The sequence below is a fragment of the Flavobacterium soyae genome (genome assembly GCF_021245985.1).
Classification (GTDB): Bacteria; Bacteroidota; Bacteroidia; order Flavobacteriales; family Flavobacteriaceae; genus Flavobacterium; species Flavobacterium soyae.
The window spans coordinates 46,390-62,911 of record NZ_JAJQXA010000021.1 but is presented as its reverse complement, the minus strand read 5'-3'; the positions used below and the strand labels follow the sequence as shown (position 1 = coordinate 62,911).

Sequence of the window (16,522 nt, the reverse complement as noted above, 5' to 3'; positions counted from 1 at the left end):
TTATTTTAATGTGAATCCGCCATCAATAATTAAGTCAGAACCTGTCATCCATTTACTCATATCGCTTAATAAATACATAACCAGTCCGGCAACATCTGATGGTTCTCCATATCCCAGCGGATATTCTAATTCAGCTTTTTTTAATTCTTCTTCAGAAGCTGCGTCATTTGCCTGTTCTGTCATTGCTGTTTTAACAATTCCGGGGCAAATACTGTTTGATCTAATTCCCTGCGGAGCCAGTTCTGTAGCCAATACTTTAGAAAAAGATATTAAAGCGGCTTTAGACGCTGCGTACATAGCAGTCCCGCCCACGCCTAATTTTGAGGAAATTGATGATATAAAAACAAGGGATGCTTTTTTATTCAGCAATTTCTTTTTGATTAGTTTTTGGCTTAAAACAACATTACTGTCAAAGTTTACAGAAAAAACAGCATCTATTTTACTTTCGTTCAAAAACTTAACCGGCAGGTATTCTACAATACCAGCGTTAAAAATAACACCGTCATAAGGTAAACTTTGCGATATTAATTCATCGATATCTGCAGCATTAGAAAGGTCAACAACCTGCATTTTGTGGCCACTTCCACTCAGTAATGAAATTGTTTCCTGCAGTTTTTCTACATTTCTTCCAACTATAGTAACAGTTGCTCCTAATTTTGAAGCAGAAATTGCTATTTCTCTGCCAATTCCCTGAGATGCACCTGTAACTAATATATTTTTATCTTGTAATGTAATCATTCTATAATTCTATTAATTCCAGAACCTCTATTTTACAATCTTCAACAAACACCGTTCCCCATGATAATCCTACACCAAAACCGCACATTAATAAATTAGAAGATTTATTTTCTATTTTATCTTTTAATTCTGTTACTATCGTCAACGGAATTGTAGCTGATGAAGTGTTTCCAAAATGCTGTAACGAATATGGAACTTTTTCAACAGGAAGTTTTAACTTTTTAGCAATCATTTTATTCATCATCAAATTTGCCTGATGAAAAATAAAGTAATCTATTTTTTCTTTATCAATCGCGTATTTTTCTAACAGTTTATTTACTGTTTTAGGCCCTTGCGATATTCCAAAACCAAAAACATCCATACCATCAAGAACTAAATCACAGGAATTACGGCTGATGCCTTCTTCAATAATTTTTATTTCTAAAGAATCTGCGTTTATTCTGTTTCTTGATCCTCCGTCGGGTACAATTATCGTTTTATAACCTGAGCCATCTGTACCTAAATCAAAAAGCCAGTTTCCGTTATTTTCACTAAGTTCAAATGCAGTTGCGCTTCCGGCATCACCAAAAAGCGGCAATGTACTTTTATCCTTATCTGAAACAATTTTACTAATTGTATCTCCTGCCAAAAGCAACCCTTTTTTTAAACCTGCTGCTTTCATCATTCCAGCAATAATCGACATTCCGTATACATAACCTGAACATCCCAGCGGAACATCAAAAGCAATACAATTGGTAGACAAACCTAATCTGTCCTGAAGAATGGCAGCAGAAATTGGTAAAATATAATCGCCTGTTTGCGAAACAAAAACCAGAATTTCGATTTCGTCTTTCTGCCAGTTTAAATCTTTAATTAATTTTTCGGCAGATTCACAGCATAAATCAGACGTACAAATTTCTTTTGCAGCAATACGTCGTTCTTCAACTCCTGTTACATCTATAAATTTTTGAATTTCTTCCTTTGTCAATATATCCAAGTCAATATTGCGTTCCTTATTTTTAGGAACACAGCAAGAAATACCTTTTATTATAATATCATTTATTGAAAAAACGGCCATTTAATTATCCTTTATTTTTAATTATTTCGAAGATATCATTTAATGAATCTGAAGATTTAATATCATCTCCCGTTAACTTCACAGAATATTCTTCATCTGCCATTGCAATTAATGATAAAGCTGTTAATGAGTTCCACTCATCTAAATCTCTAAAAACAGTTTCCTGTGTAATTAAAGCTGCATCAGTATCATCTAAAATGTCTGCAAAATTTTTCAAAAAAGCGTTGATTTCCATAGTAATCCTATAATTTATTTTTGTTTATTCTTTATTATTGATTTTTTAAAACATCAAAAAAGTATTCCTTTAATTTTATCAATAACCCTTTAAAACCCTGTTAGCCAAGTATGTTAACAACGAGTTGAACTTCACACGATGTTATAATATTTATTAATACCAAAAATTAAGGTTTCTTTTCCTAATTTTACCCCGCAAATATAACAATAGTTTATCCGTAATGATAAATTAAACTCATTAAATCCATAATTAAATGATTCCTGTAACCAAAACTTTTTTACCCCCGCAAGAAGAATATAATTCTTATGTAAAACGTGCATGGGATAAAGTTTGGCTAACAAATAGAGGCGAACTTACATTAGAATTAGAAGATAAGCTTAAAAATCTTCTTGATGTTTCTAATTTGATAATTACTAATAACGGTACAATCCCTATTCAAATTGCATTAAAACTTTTTGGAGAAGGCGGTGAAATTATCACAACACCATTTTCGTATGTTGCTACATCTGCGGCAATTGTATGGGAAAACTGCAAGCCTGTATTTGTAGATATAAATCCGGATTATTTAACAATTGACGAAACCAAAATTGAAGCTGCCATAACACCAAAAACAACTGCCATATTAGCAACTCATGTTTTTGGAAATCCATGTGATGTTATTGCTATCGAAAATATTGCAAAAAAACACAATCTAAAAGTTATTTATGATGCCGCACATTGTTTTGGAGTAAAATTTAAGAATCAGTCTGTATTTAATTTTGGCGATGTAAGCACTTGTAGTTTTCATGCCACTAAATTATTCCATACAGGAGAAGGCGGCGCTATGTTTTGCAACGATGCGGCCATTTTTCATCAACTCTATTACAGCCATAATTTTGGACACAATGGTCCTTTAGCTTTTCATGGTTTAGGGATAAATGCAAAAATTTCTGAATTGCAGTCGGCATTAGGTCTGGCAGTACTTCCTTATATGAATCACATCATTTCTGAAAGAAAAAATGTAGTTGATTTTTATAATAACAACTTAAATTTCAATACTGTAAAATCTTTAAAAATAAGAGAAAATACAGAATGGAACTATAGTTATTATCCTGTAATTTTTGATTCGGAAGAAACTTTATTACGCGTTTCAGAGGCTTTAGCAAATGACAATATAATTCCCCGACGTTATTTTTATCCTTCTTTAAATACTATAGAATATACAAAAGGAGAAAAAATGCCTGTTTCTGAATCTATTGCATCACGAATTTTATGTTTACCATTATATGTGGGAATTTCTGAAACAGATTTAGAAAATATAATTCAAATTATAAATACACAAACAGCATAATAAACAGTTTTATACTGTTATTATTAAAATATTTAAGGTCATGAATCAAGATATAAATACTGAAGTTCACAATGCTTACGAAGTAATTAAAGAGGGCGGCATTATTCTTTACCCCACAGATACTGTTTGGGGAATAGGCTGTGACGCTACTAATCCTGATGCTGTTGCCAAAATCTACAAGTTAAAACAACGCGCTGAAACACAAAGCATGATTGTTTTAATGAATGGTGAAAAAATGATTTACAACGTTTTTAAAAACGTTCCCGAAGTGGCCTGGCAGATTATGGATTTATCTGAAAAACCAACGACTTTAATTTTAGACGAAGCCAGAAACGTTGCACATAATATTATTGCAGCCGATAAATCTCTCGGAATACGATTGGTAAAAGAACCTTTTTGTTTCAAATTAATGGAAAGAATGAAAAAACCATTGGTTTCGACTTCTGCAAATATTTCAGGACAGCCTACGCCAATATCTTTCAAAGACATTAATCCCGAAATCATTAAAGGTGTTGATTATGTTGTAAAACTAAATCAGGACAAAATTGCCGGAAAACCATCAACAATCATCAAATTAACAAACGATTCGCAGGTAAAAGTTATTCGTAAGTAATTTTAGATTTTAGAGTGTAGATTTTAGATTTTTTGAATAAAGGCTTTTGACTTTGCTCAGCCTGACAGGTCAATAATGTCATCCTGAGCGAAGTCGAAGAATATTTTCAATTAAAATTTAGAAAAAACTTAGAATCTTAGTACCTCAGAACCTTAGCACCTTTTTAAAAACCCTTTGAACCTTTGCTGTTCTGAACCTTTGAGCCTCAAAAAACTAAACAACTTTAAGACTCTCAATTAGCCAATCGATATCTTCTTTTGTGTTGTAGTGGCTAAATGAAATTCGAAGATTTGGTAATTTTAAATCATCGTCAGAAAGCATTTCTTTTAAAACATGCGAAGGTTTTATACTTCCGGACTGGCAGGCACTTCCTCTGGAAACCGCAATTCCTTTCATATCTAAATTAAATAAAAGCATTGAAGTTTTATCCGAAGAAAAAGGCAGCGTGATATTGATGATATTATAAAAATCATCTTTTTTTCCGTTAATTCTAAAACCTGGAAAATTAAGCTCTAATTGTTCGATAAGATATTTTTTTAGACTGGAAATATGATTTCTTTCTGCGTCTAAATTTTCATAAGAAAGAGACAAAGCCTTTGCCATTCCTGCAATTTGATGAACGGCTTCTGTACCTGCACGAAGGCCTTTTTCTTGTTCTCCGCCAAAAATTAAAGGCTGAAGACCCGAATTTTTACGGATAAAGGCAAAACCAACACCTTTTGGTCCGTGAAATTTATGCGCACTTGCCAAAATAAAATCTACAGGGATTTTTTGAAGATCGATTTCAGTTTTTCCAACTGACTGAACGGTATCTGAATGAAACAACGCATTGTATTGCTTACAGATAACTCCCACTCTATCCAAATCTAAAATAGTTCCTGTTTCGTTGTTTACATGCATTAAACTAACTATAGTTTTCTTTTCATCAGCAAGCAAATTAGAAAGATGCGTTAAATCAATACTTCCGTCTTGATTAACGTTTACATAATCAACCTGAATATTATAATCTGACTGCAATGCCAAAACGCTGTATAAAACGGCATGGTGCTCAATTTTAGTAGTTATGATACGCTCTGCTTTAAGATCTTCAACAGCCGATCTCAGAATCCAGTTATTTGCTTCAGTTCCGCCAGAAGTAAAAATAATTTCCTGTGCAGAGCAGTTTAAATACCTGGCAATACTTTTTCTTGAAAGTTCTAAAACAGTTTTGGCATTTCGCCCAAAACTATGTGTAGAAGACGGGTTACCAAAATTTTCTGTCATAATTTTGGTCATTTCCAGAATTACTTCAGGCCGCATGGCAGTTGTCGAGGCGTTATCGAGATATACTTTTTTCATTGATGCAAAGTTATGAAATATCAATTGTCTAATCTAAAAGATCATTTGCCAAATTTTTCACTATTTTTGACCCAAATAAAATTACGATGAAAAAATATGCAAGCCTTTTAATATTGGCTCTTTTGTTAAACGGCTGCGACGACGGCGATTTAACAGTAGATACAATCGATTTTGAAGATGTTCTTACTTCGTCGAGCTGTCCTAATTCAAGTACAGACGAGACTGCTCCAACTTTAATTTATAAATTAAAAACTCAAGAATCATTAGTAATCCAGATGCCTGCAAACAGCATTTTAAATGATGCTACGCCTGTAGGCGAACCGCTTACTTATGACATTAACAATTCAACTTACCGAGTAGTCTACAGAGCTTATGACGGTACAGTGGCAGTCGACAATATTTGTGGTACAATACCGCCAAGAACACCAAATGTAACAGAAGAATGGCAGGCTACTGCGGGTATAATTGAAATTACATCAACACAGGTTACAGGTGATAAAAGTACAACAGACGGAAGTACAAGAATTACAGGTTATAATCATCAAATTGTTTTTAGAAACATTACATTCTTAAAACCTGCGGGTCCTCAAACCCAGGAAGAATTTGTTTTTGGAAATTATACCTCTGGACCAGATCCAATAAATTTAACTTTTACAAATGAACCACTGCAGTGTACAGATAAGAAACAAGTTTTAAATTACAATACAACATCTTACATGCAGGTTACTAATCTGGACTCATCACTTATCCAAAAAGTAGAAGGTACAAGATCTGCAGCAATTACGTCAACCGCAAACAATGTAACTTATACTACTTTTAAATCTAATACAGGAACATTAACCGAATCATATTTTTGTGTAAGTCCTGTACCATCAGCTCCTACCGTAAGTACAGTATGGAACGGTGTAATAGATAATAATGGTACTATTGAAGTTACAACAGTAGCATCAGGTACAACAAACATTACTTATAAGCATACTATTACAATAAAAAATGTAACTCTTAAAAAAGGAAACAGCAGTTTTTATTTAGCTGACAGCTTTGTTCTTGGTACAATAACTGAGACCAACTAAAGCATTTTATAAAGAGTAAAAAACACTTTTTATTCTTACAAAAAACGTCTGCATTTTGATTCGGTTTTTTATTAAATCAGATTCAAAAAACAGACGTTTTTTTATGGTTGAAAATAAACGAATTTTAGATTATAAGATTTCTTTATTTATTATTTTGACGAATATAAACTTCGGTTGCGCCTAAGCCATATTTTTGATAATTGGCATCCTGAAAATCAATTCCGTCATAACGGCCTAATAAAAAATCAAGTTCGGCTTTTAAAATTCCTTCGCCGACACCGTGAATAAAAACGATTTTTGGAATACGGTTTTTAATCGCAAATTCGATATGTCTTTTTGCAGTTTCTGTCTGCAGTGTCAGGATATCATAATTTGACATTCCGCGTTTATTGGGAACCAGTTTTTCGATATGTAAATCAAATTCCGGAGCCGAAATTTCACGTTTATCTTTCTTTTCCCTGACAAAACTTCTTGGTTTTGGCTCTGTTTTTTCTTTCGAAATTTCTTCTAAATTAATTCTTTTAATAGAATTCATTAAATTACTGGAATCCTGAATTTTAAGCAACTCATTGACAAAAAATGTCATCATAAATCCATCCTCAGTTTCAATCAAAACTTCATTGTTTTTAACCGAAACTACTGTTCCGTTTATCGCTTCATCTAAGACCGAAACTTTATCTCCCTTAGTCAACATCCTGCTCCTCTTTTTCTTGATTTTTACTCGGCGTTTTTGCGCTTAACTGCATCATTCCATACATAAAAACTGCAATTGCAATTACCATTATATAGATATTTCTATCATCAGAAACCTGCTCATATAATGCAACTGAAATGGCAAGAATCATAATTAAAATTTTAAAAGCTTTCATTTTCTAAAGTTTAAGAATCCAAAAGTATAAAACTTTAAAATAGAAGTTTCTTTCTTCTGAAATGTTATCGAATATTTTTTTGTAAAATTGTAAAAAATTACCCTGTGAATTTAGAAAAATATATGATCCCCTGCCTGTTCAAAAAACTCTTTGGTTTTGAGTGTCTGGGCTGTGGTTTTCAACGTTCTTTATTCTTACTTTTTCAAGGAGAGTTTTCAGCCGCTTTTAAAATGTATCCGGCAGTCTACACTACGCTGTTATTTTTAATTTTACTAGCTTTATATTTCTTAGATAAATCCAGAAATTATCAAAAAATTATCTGGAAAGCTGCAGCGATAAATATTATTTTTATGTGCTTGGGTTATTACTACAAACACTTTTATCTTTAATATTTCAGACCTGTTTTTATTTCTTAATCTGATTCAAAATATCATTCATCATCTCGATTTGAACTTTCTGAATTTCGATTAGTTCCTGCTGCTGATGCATAATCAAATGATCAATTTTATCATGAATCATCCTTATTTCTAATTCAGATTTCAGGTTAATCATATAATCTTTTTTAGCGCGGTTTCGGTCTTTTTCTTCCTGACGATTTTGACTCATCATAATTACCGGCGCCTGAAGTGCAGCTATACAGGATAAAATCAAATTCAATAAAATAAACGGATACGGATCAAAACCTTTATTCAATAAAAGATAAACATTTGAGCTAATCCAAACAACAATAAAAGCCACAAATGAAATAATAAAGGTCCAGCTTCCGCCAAAATCTGCCACTTTATCAGCTATTTTTTGTCCAAAGTCTCTTTTTTCATCTTCATCTTCAACAATACTTACAATTGATTTATCCTCTTTTAAAGATGAAATAACACTTTTTTCAAGATCTGAAAGCGTACCAATTTCTGCCGATAAATAATTAGAAATATATTTTTGACGGTATTCATTCAATTCCTGAACCGAAATACAGTCATCATCACAAAATGAAGGATGATCTTTTATTATGAGACCTAAAATTGGGTCATGAATAGACTTACCGTAAATTTTCTCACTTTCGGGAAAAGAAATATCAGAAATCGAACTTTTAAAAGTTGAATTATTTTTCATTTTTGTAAATTTTATTCGCTAATTTACACAATTAACTTCTTAAGAATTATATAAAAACATAACCAATTATCAATCTTTTATTTATCACAAATACAATTCTGAAAACAAAATTTCTTTAGTTAAATCATGCACTTATTTACAAAAAACGCCTTACTTTTAACGTTTTAAAATATCCACTCAATTTTACCATTGTGACAAAAGACAATATCATACAAAGTATTAAGGCTTTAAAGAGCCATTCTAATATAAACTACGGTATCAAAACCAAAACTGAAGATTTTACCGAGAAGCTTTTCTACACTCTTTTTGATTCAAATGCTGCTCTTGACGAAAGTATTGATGAACTTGAAATCCGTTTTAAAGAAATAGCTGTTTTAGCCTGCAAAAAACCTCAAAATTTATGCGAATCGATTTGGGACAGATTTGTAGCAAAACTTCCGGGCGTTTTAGAAAAACTAAATCAGGATGCCGAATATATTTTAGAAAATGATCCCGCATCAAACAGCATTGATGAAGTTTATTTAGCATATCCGGGTTTTTACGCTATTGCTATCTACAGATTAAGCCATGAATTGTATCATTTAGACTTATTGCTGTTTTCAAGGCTAATGAGCGAGTATGCACATAGAATTACGGGAACTGATATTCATGCAGGTGCAGATATCGCTTCACCATTTTTTATAGATCACGCCACAGGAATTGTTATTGGCCAAACTTCCGTTATTAAAAAACACGTTAAAATTTATCAGGGTGTTACGCTGGGAGCTTTGAGCGTAAGCAAAGAAATGAAAAACTCTAAAAGACATCCAACTGTTGAAGCAAATGTGTGCATTTATGCCAATGCAACAATTTTAGGAGGTGAAACCATTATTGGAAAAAACAGTATTATTGGCGGTAACTCATGGATTACTAAATCTATTCCTGAAGATTCGATTGTACTCAATACCACCACTACAGAAGTTAAAATAAAAGAAAAAAAATAAAATGGGCCCACAGAAGTTACTAAACTTAATTGGAAATACTCCATTGATGGAAACTGTCAATTTGGTTAAAAATAAAAACGTTAAACTTTTACTGAAGCTGGAAGGAAATAATCCGGGCGGAAGTGTAAAAGACAGAGCGGCATATAACATGATTGCCTCGGCTCTTGAAAGAGGAGAAATTAAAAAAGGAGATAAATTAATTGAGGCAACAAGCGGTAATACCGGAATTGCCCTTGCAATGATTGCACAATTATTTCAAATAGAAATAGAACTAATTTTACCGGAAGATTCTACAAAAGAAAGAACACAAACTATGCGTGCCTATGGCGCTACAGTTATTTTAACGCCTGCTGAAGAAGGAATTATTGGCTCAAGGAATTATGCCGACAAAAAAGTGGCCGAAGGCGGTTATATCATGTTAAATCAGTTTGCCAATGATGACAACTGGAAAGCACATTATAAAACTACCGGTCCTGAAATTTGGAACGATACTGACGGAACTGTAACGCATTTTGTTTCTGCAATGGGAACCACAGGAACTATCATTGGAACTTCGACTTATTTAAAAGAAAAAAATCCTGCTATTCAAATCATTGGCGCACAGCCAAGCGACGGATCTCAAATTCCGGGAATCCGTAAATGGCCTCAGGAATATTTACCTAAAATTTTTGATCCTTCAAAAGTAGATACTCTTATTGATGTAAGCGAAGAAGAAGCCCGAGAAATGACCAAAAGATTAGCACTTGAAGAAGGCGTTTTTGCAGGAATGAGCAGCGGCGGTTCTGTTGCTGTGGCACTAAAAATAGCAGAACAATTAGAATCTGGTGTTGTGGTTGCCGTTATCTGCGATCGCGGTGACAGATATTTGTCTTCGGATTTATTTGATTAAAAAGAGGGACAAAGGAGCAAAGGTTCAAAGGTACAAAGTGTATTATATAGATTAAAAGCTTTGCAACTTAAAACCCAAACTCCAAAAAAACCTCTGAACCTTTGCAACTTTGAACCTTTGTACCTAAAAAATATGCTTTACAGAAAACTAGGAAAAACAAACTTTAATATATCAGAAATCTCACTCGGAACCTGGCAGGTTGGCGGGAAATGGGGATCAGGATTTAATGATAAAACTGCTGATGAACTTATTAATACAGCAATCGACAACGGCGTAAATTTTATTGATACTGCCGATGTTTATGAAAACGGATTAAGCGAAACTGCTGTTGGAAGAGTGGTTCGTTCACGTTCTGAGCGTATTTATGTTGCCACAAAATGCGGGCGTCAGATTAATCCGCATGTGAATAATGGATATCAGCCAAAAGTGCTTCAGAAATTTGTTGAAGACAGCCTTAAAAGAACCGGATTAGAAACTTTAGATTTGATTCAGCTGCACTGCCCGCCAACAGAAGTTTATTACCGACCTGAAATTTTCGAAATGTTTGATCGTTTGAAAGATCAGGGTAAAATTTTAAACTTGGGCGTAAGTGTCGAAAAAGTTGAAGAAGCCTTGAAAGCAATCGAATATTCGAATGTAACGACTGTTCAGATTATTTTCAATTTATTTCGTCAGCGTCCGTCGCAGTTATTTTTCTCAGAAGCCAAAAAGAAAGATATTGGCATCATCGCGAGAGTTCCTCTTGCAAGCGGACTTTTAACGGGTAAATTTGATGCAAAAACCACTTTTGACGCGCAAGACCACAGAAATTTCAACAGAAACGGAGATGCGTTTGACAAAGGCGAAACTTTTTCCGGAATCGATTATGAATTAGGTTTAAAAGCTGTTGAAGAATTAAAGGCTTTATTTCCTGAAACCGCAAACCTCGCTCCTATCGCTTTGCAATGGATTTTGAGTTTTAACGAAATTAGCTGCATTATTCCCGGAGCTTCAAAAGAAAGCCATATTCTGTCTAATTTATCCGTATATGATTTACCAAAATTAAGTTCGGAGAAAATTTCGGAAATGAATAAAATTTACGAAAAATATATAAAACAAGACGTACATCATCTTTGGTAAAATATAATGAATAACCTCAAAAAAAGGGAAGTTCATCAAACTTCCCTTTTTTTTATATATCTACCCTATTTTATTGCTTAAATATCTTTTAACGACTTTTATATAAGATTAAAGTTCTCTTCTTTGCATAGAACATTAATAGTAGGATATTTTTTTTCGCTTATTCGCGCAACCTTTAAAAAAAACAGGCATCTTCATAACAGATCCAGACCAAAATTACCAAACCATGAAAAATTTAAGTTTTTATTTAAAAATTGTATGCCTTTTAATTCTTTCCCGTGAAAGTGACGACGAGGAATTAATGGATGAACAAAACAATTGAAATCAAAAGAAAAACTTAGTTCCGCCAGCTATCGGGATAGTAACTCAGAACCTTAGAACCTCAGGTTTCAAACTCAATCTTAAACTCAGCCCCTTTATTTTTACCTTCGCTTACAGCACTTAACCGGCCTTTATTTTTTTCGATAATTTTTTTGCATAAATAAAGCCCGATTCCGGTTGAGGATTCGTTAGCAGTTCCTAAACGGCCCATTTTGGTGAATTTTTTAAATAATTCTTCCATCTGATGTTTATCAAAACCAATTCCTCTATCTGCAACAGTAATAACAACATTTGAATCTTCTTTATAAATCCTGACTTTAATATCACTGTCAAAATAAGAAAACTTAATCGCATTGCTAATTAGATTTACCAAAACCTGAACCAGCAGACCTTCGTCAATCCAAAGTTTAGCTTCGTCGATTTCAACACTCAAATTCAATATTATATTTTTGTCCAGTAATCGCTGTTCAACCTGTTCATTTATGAAAGGAAGAATGTTTTCAAAATAAATGGTTCTGGTTTCCTGATTTATTTTTAAAATCTGGTCTTGCTCTTTTAACAGCTTAATAAAGTTTTCGATATATCGAAATTGCAAATTAGTCGATTCGCAAATTAAATCGGCCAGATGTTTAACAGATTCCGAAGGATTTTCACTTAAGATTAATTTCGCCAGACCCTGCGGATTTCCGGCAAAGTTTTTTAAATCGTGCGAAAGCATATAAATTAAATCCTGCTTTTCATTAATAAAACTTTCAGACTCATAAATAGACTCCTGAATATTACACATTAAAAGCCCGGCTTCGTCAGTGTATTCTGTTGGAAGAATTGACAATTTTCTTTTATTCCTATATTCATCTAACGATCTTGAGGCAAGCGAAATAGGTCTTATCAGCTGTTTTAAAACCAAAAGAGTTACAGCAGCTGCCAATAGTGTCATTATCAATGAAAAAATCAGAATTGATGCCGGAGAGATAGTATGCTCGAAAAAAAGGACAAAAAATAAAATTCCAATTAATGGAATATGAATTCCTATCAAAGCGACAAATAAAAATTTTGACGCATAACTTTTTTTCAAAAAGCTAATTTGTGAAAGATTATGATACAATTTCATAAAAACATAACAAAACTATTGACAATATATTGTAGCTTAGGGCTGAATATCAGGAACAAAGTTAACTTTTAAAGTTAATTAAACTAGTAAATTACATAATTTGACAAAATATTATGAAAATAAAATTTGTAAAAGTTTACAAAGCCTTATTTTTGCGCTATGGGAAGAAAAAATACAGACAAAGTTGTCTTTCATCAAATTCAGGTTCTTGATGCCGGAGCAAAGGGAGTCTCAGTAGCAAAAGCTCCTGACGGAAAAGTAATCTTTATTCCGAATGTCGTTCCTGGCGATGTTGTTGATGTACAAACATTCAAAAAAAGAAAAGCATACTACGAAGGAAAAGCCGTAAAATTTCACGAATTATCTAAGCATCGTATTGATCCAATCTGCGATCATTTTGGTGTTTGCGGCGGATGTAAATGGCAAAACATGAAATACAGCCAGCAGCTGTATTACAAACAAAACGAGGTAAAAAATCATTTGCAGCGTATAGGAAAAGTTGAACTTCCGGAATTTGAAACTATTTTGGGTTCTGAAAAACAGTTTTTTTACAGAAATAAAATGGAATTTTCGTTTTCTAACAGCCGTTGGTTAACCGAAAAAGAAATTGGAAGTACAGAAGATTTAGGAAACAGAAATGCTTTAGGATTTCATATTCCAAAAATGTGGGATAAAATTCTTGACATCGAGAAATGTCATTTACAAGAAGACCCTTCAAATGCAATCAGAAACGAAATCAGAGCATTTGCCAACGAGCATAATTTAGCCTTTTTTAATCCGAGAGAACATTCCGGATTATTAAGAACTTTAATGATTCGTACTGCTTCGACTGCCGAAATAATGGTTTTGATTCAGTTTTTTGAAGATGATAAAGCAAACCGTGAATTGGTTTTAGATCATTTATACGAAAAATTCCCGCAGATTACCTCTTTACAATATGTGGTAAATGCAAAACAAAACGATACGATTTACGATCAGGATATTAAACTTTATAAAGGAAGAGATTATATCCTGGAAGAAATGGAAGGTTTAAAATTCAGCATTAACGCTAAGTCTTTCTACCAGACCAATTCAGATCAGGCGTACGAATTATATAAAATAACCCGTGACTTTGCCGGATTAACAGGAAATGAAACTGTTTACGATTTATATACCGGAACAGGAACTATTGCCCAATTTGTTTCTAAAAAAGCAAAAAAAGTAATTGGTGTAGAGAGTGTTCCAGAAGCAATTTTAGATGCTAAAGCAAATGCCGAACGCAATAATATTACAAATTGCGAGTTTTTTGTTGGAGACATGAAAGTTGTATTTAATGAAAGTTTCATTGCACAACACGGTAAGCCGGATGTTATTATTACAGACCCGCCGAGAGATGGAATGCATGCTGCTGTAATTGATCAAATTTTAAAAATTGCTCCAAAAAAAATAGTTTATGTAAGCTGTAACTCGGCAACACAAGCACGTGATTTAGCATTAATGGACGAGAAGTACAAAGTAACCCGCGTACGTCCGGTTGATATGTTTCCGCAAACGCATCATGTTGAAAATGTTGTACTTTTAGAACTTCGATAATTATAAAACGCTAGATGAAAAAAATAATCTCTCTTTTATTAGTCTTTACATTTGGTTTATCCAGCTGTGAGAAAGATGATATCTGCGACGCAAACACACCTACTACTCCAAGATTAGTAATTAAATTTTACAGCAGTGCAGATCCGTCTACACCAAGAAGTGTAACCAATTTAAGAGTTGTTGGTATTGGCCCTGACGCTGATCCTAACGGAATTGTTTTTAATGAAAGCGGTACGTCTACAACAAAATATCTGGCAAACGGGAACACTATTTCGATACCGCTAAAAGTAGATGAAGATACAACAAGTTATAGATTTATATTAGACTCTGATGATCCAAATCCGGATGTTACTAACAGTGATATAATAACATTTAACTATACACGTCAAACCTCTTATGTATCCAGGGCCTGTGGTTTTAAAACTACTTTTTTGCTTAATGAGCAAAGTAGTGCAGAACCTGCTGCTTCTGGCTATATAAGAACTGATGACCCTGATACACAAGATGGCGTTTGGATGAAGACTTTAAATTTAAAAACCCGTAACATTGAACTGGAAGATGAAACACACCTTGAAATATTATTTTAGTCTTTGTTTCGTTTTTACAATGCTTTTGGGGAATGCTCAGGAAATAAAAGATTCGACAGCAACAAAACCAATAGTTACCGAAAAACCAAAAGCCAAAGCCGCAAAACCAGCCGTTCAGGAAGTTAAGACAGACACTATTGTTAAGCCAAAAACAGATCGTTACGGTTTGCGCGTAGGTGTCGATTTATACAAATTAACCAGAGGTTTTTATGATAAGGATTATAAAGGCGTAGAATTTACTGGTGACTGGCGTTTAACAAAAAGATACTATTTAGCTGCCGAATTGGGTTTTGAAGACAAAACTACTGATGACGACAGATTAAACTCTACAGCTACAGGAACCTATATTAAAGGAGGTTTCGATTACAATTTGTACGACAACTGGCTTGATATGGAAAACCTAATAACAATTGGTATGCGAGGTGGTTTCAGTTCTTTCAGCCAAGATTTAAATAGTTATAAAATTTACAATTCAAATCCGTATTGGGGTGAAAAGCCTGCAATTGAAGCAAATCAAAAAAACAGTGGTTTAAGTGCTGCCTGGATTGAAGTTGCAGGAGGAATTAAAGCAGAAGTTTTCGATAATCTATTCGTAGGTTTTGGTGTTCAGTTGAAGCTTTTAGTAATGAACAATAAACCTTCGGGCTTTGACAACCTTTACATTCCGGGTTTTAACAGAACTTATGACGGAAGTTTTGGTGTAGGTTTTAACTATACTGTTTCTTATTTCATTCCTATTTACAAGAAAAAGGTAATCGTGCCCGAAATTCAAAAACAAGCTCCTAAAAAGAAGTAATATTTACAAAAAAATAAAAGCCACGAATTCACGAATCTAATATTTTAAATTCTTGAATTCGTGGCTTTTTTATGCTTATTCTTTTATTAAGACAATTGAAATTCTACAGCCGCTTTTGCATGTATCAATGTTGTATCAAAAATAGGAACCGACAAATCTCCCTCTTTTATTACTAAAGGAATTTCAGTACAGCCTAAAATAATTCCCTCGGCACCATTTTTAATCAGTTCATCAGCGATTTCTATATAACGTTTTTTCGTTTCATCGGTTACAATTCCTCTTCCTAACTCTTCAAAAATCGTATAATGAATAAAATCTTTATCATTTTCGCTGGCAGGAATTATTGCTTCAATGCCTTGCGCTGCCAGTTTATCTTTAAAAAAGTCCAGTTCCATTGTAAACTTAGTTCCCAATAAACCCACTTTTTTTAGCTGCTGTTTTTGAATTTCAACCGCAGTTTCAACAGCAATATGAATAACTGGTAAACCTATCGCTTCCTGAAGTTTATCTGCAATTAAATGCATTGTATTGGCACATAAAACAATGGCTTCTGCCCCGCCCGATTTTAAAAATTCGCAGCCTTTAAAAAGCATTTTAAAAGTAGCATCCCAATCGTTATTGTCATTATTCTTTTTAATATCAGCATAATTAAAAGAATAAACCAAACATTCAGAGAAGTTTAAACCGCCCAGTTTTTCGTTTATTCCCAGATTTATAAGTTTGTAATAATCTGTAGTCGAAACCCAGCTTATACCGCCAATAAGTCCAATTTTCCTCATATTGC

At 33.4% G+C, this 16,522-nt stretch carries 19 protein-coding genes; 10 read left to right on the top strand and 9 right to left on the bottom strand.

The window, feature by feature from the left end:
* Genes LUU93_RS19575 through LUU93_RS19565 form a run of 3 tightly spaced genes read right to left on the bottom strand, consistent with a single transcriptional unit; the run spans position 1 to position 2,030 of the window.
* Entirely contained in the window at positions 1 to 738 is a 738-nt protein-coding gene (locus LUU93_RS19575; RefSeq protein ID WP_232682842.1) for an SDR family NAD(P)-dependent oxidoreductase, read from the bottom strand.
* A 1-nt stretch (position 739) separates the two neighbouring features.
* A complete protein-coding gene (locus LUU93_RS19570) occupies positions 740 to 1,795 on the bottom strand; it encodes a ketoacyl-ACP synthase III (RefSeq protein ID WP_232682841.1) in 1,056 nt (351 codons plus the stop codon).
* 4 nt (positions 1,796 to 1,799) lie between these two features.
* Positions 1,800 to 2,030, bottom strand: coding sequence for a phosphopantetheine-binding protein (locus LUU93_RS19565; protein ID WP_056206255.1), 231 nt, complete (start codon positions 2,028 to 2,030; stop codon positions 1,800 to 1,802).
* 253 nt (positions 2,031 to 2,283) lie between these two features.
* Between LUU93_RS19565 and LUU93_RS19560 the strand changes: the two genes are divergently transcribed.
* Both LUU93_RS19560 and LUU93_RS19555 read left to right on the top strand, forming a co-directional pair.
* A complete protein-coding gene (locus LUU93_RS19560) occupies positions 2,284 to 3,360 on the top strand; it encodes a DegT/DnrJ/EryC1/StrS family aminotransferase (RefSeq protein WP_232682840.1) in 1,077 nt (358 codons plus the stop codon).
* Between the two features lie 40 nt (positions 3,361 to 3,400).
* Positions 3,401 to 3,973: an L-threonylcarbamoyladenylate synthase gene (locus tag LUU93_RS19555; RefSeq protein ID WP_232682839.1), complete on the top strand. Its 573-nt coding sequence runs from the start codon at positions 3,401 to 3,403 to the stop codon at positions 3,971 to 3,973.
* A 213-nt stretch (positions 3,974 to 4,186) separates the two neighbouring features.
* On the opposite strand, the gene LUU93_RS19550 is transcribed toward LUU93_RS19555, so the two are convergent.
* Complete coding sequence (locus LUU93_RS19550) at positions 4,187 to 5,311, bottom strand: cysteine desulfurase family protein (protein ID WP_232682838.1); 1,125 nt, start codon at positions 5,309 to 5,311, stop codon at positions 4,187 to 4,189.
* 86 nt (positions 5,312 to 5,397) lie between these two features.
* On the opposite strand from LUU93_RS19550, the gene LUU93_RS19545 reads away from it, so the two are divergent.
* Complete coding sequence (locus LUU93_RS19545; RefSeq protein ID WP_232682836.1) at positions 5,398 to 6,384, top strand: hypothetical protein; 987 nt, start codon at positions 5,398 to 5,400, stop codon at positions 6,382 to 6,384.
* 142 nt (positions 6,385 to 6,526) lie between these two features.
* Here LUU93_RS19545 and LUU93_RS19540 read toward each other — a convergent pair whose 3' ends face one another.
* Both LUU93_RS19540 and LUU93_RS19535 read right to left on the bottom strand, forming a co-directional pair.
* Positions 6,527 to 7,078: a DUF8465 domain-containing protein gene (locus tag LUU93_RS19540; protein ID WP_232682835.1), complete on the bottom strand. Its 552-nt coding sequence runs from the start codon at positions 7,076 to 7,078 to the stop codon at positions 6,527 to 6,529.
* Positions 7,068 to 7,253 (bottom strand): hypothetical protein, encoded by a 186-nt coding sequence (locus tag LUU93_RS19535; protein ID WP_232682834.1) that lies wholly within the window; start codon positions 7,251 to 7,253, stop codon positions 7,068 to 7,070. Before LUU93_RS19535 ends, LUU93_RS19540 begins: the two co-directional genes overlap by 11 nt.
* Positions 7,254 to 7,357: 104 nt before the next feature.
* On the opposite strand from LUU93_RS19535, the gene LUU93_RS19530 reads away from it, so the two are divergent.
* Entirely contained in the window at positions 7,358 to 7,642 is a 285-nt protein-coding gene (locus LUU93_RS19530; RefSeq protein WP_232682833.1) for a DUF2752 domain-containing protein, read from the top strand.
* 16 nt (positions 7,643 to 7,658) lie between these two features.
* Here the strand turns inward: LUU93_RS19530 and LUU93_RS19525 are convergent, their stop codons facing one another.
* A complete protein-coding gene (locus LUU93_RS19525) occupies positions 7,659 to 8,360 on the bottom strand; it encodes a DUF1003 domain-containing protein (protein WP_232682832.1) in 702 nt (233 codons plus the stop codon).
* Between the two features lie 191 nt (positions 8,361 to 8,551).
* Between LUU93_RS19525 and LUU93_RS19520 the strand changes: the two genes are divergently transcribed.
* From LUU93_RS19520 to LUU93_RS19510, 3 genes are all read left to right on the top strand, one after another.
* Complete coding sequence (locus tag LUU93_RS19520; protein ID WP_232682831.1) at positions 8,552 to 9,343, top strand: serine O-acetyltransferase; 792 nt, start codon at positions 8,552 to 8,554, stop codon at positions 9,341 to 9,343.
* Position 9,344: 1 nt separating this feature from the next.
* On the top strand, positions 9,345 to 10,232 hold the full coding sequence (cysM, locus tag LUU93_RS19515) for a cysteine synthase CysM (protein WP_232682830.1): 888 nt from the start codon (positions 9,345 to 9,347) through the stop codon (positions 10,230 to 10,232).
* A gap of 132 nt (positions 10,233 to 10,364) precedes the next feature.
* Positions 10,365 to 11,351: an aldo/keto reductase gene (locus LUU93_RS19510; protein WP_232682829.1), complete on the top strand. Its 987-nt coding sequence runs from the start codon at positions 10,365 to 10,367 to the stop codon at positions 11,349 to 11,351.
* Between the two features lie 382 nt (positions 11,352 to 11,733).
* On the opposite strand, the gene LUU93_RS19505 is transcribed toward LUU93_RS19510, so the two are convergent.
* Entirely contained in the window at positions 11,734 to 12,747 is a 1,014-nt protein-coding gene (locus LUU93_RS19505; protein ID WP_232682827.1) for a sensor histidine kinase, read from the bottom strand.
* A 195-nt stretch (positions 12,748 to 12,942) separates the two neighbouring features.
* On the opposite strand from LUU93_RS19505, the gene rlmD reads away from it, so the two are divergent.
* From rlmD to LUU93_RS19490, 3 genes are read left to right on the top strand one after another with little or no spacing between them, the layout of a single operon-like run.
* Entirely contained in the window at positions 12,943 to 14,355 is a 1,413-nt protein-coding gene (rlmD, locus tag LUU93_RS19500) for a 23S rRNA (uracil(1939)-C(5))-methyltransferase RlmD (protein ID WP_232682826.1), read from the top strand.
* Between the two features lie 14 nt (positions 14,356 to 14,369).
* On the top strand, positions 14,370 to 14,942 hold the full coding sequence (locus LUU93_RS19495; RefSeq protein ID WP_232682825.1) for a DUF6452 family protein: 573 nt from the start codon (positions 14,370 to 14,372) through the stop codon (positions 14,940 to 14,942).
* On the top strand, positions 14,914 to 15,738 hold the full coding sequence (locus LUU93_RS19490; protein ID WP_232682824.1) for a DUF6048 family protein: 825 nt from the start codon (positions 14,914 to 14,916) through the stop codon (positions 15,736 to 15,738). Before LUU93_RS19495 ends, LUU93_RS19490 begins: the two co-directional genes overlap by 29 nt.
* Positions 15,739 to 15,824: 86 nt before the next feature.
* Here the strand turns inward: LUU93_RS19490 and LUU93_RS19485 are convergent, their stop codons facing one another.
* Positions 15,825 to 16,517 carry an aspartate/glutamate racemase family protein gene (locus tag LUU93_RS19485; protein WP_232682823.1) on the bottom strand — a complete coding sequence of 231 codons (693 nt, stop codon included), beginning with the start codon at positions 16,515 to 16,517 and terminating at the stop codon, positions 15,825 to 15,827.
* Positions 16,518 to 16,522 lie beyond the last annotated feature (5 nt).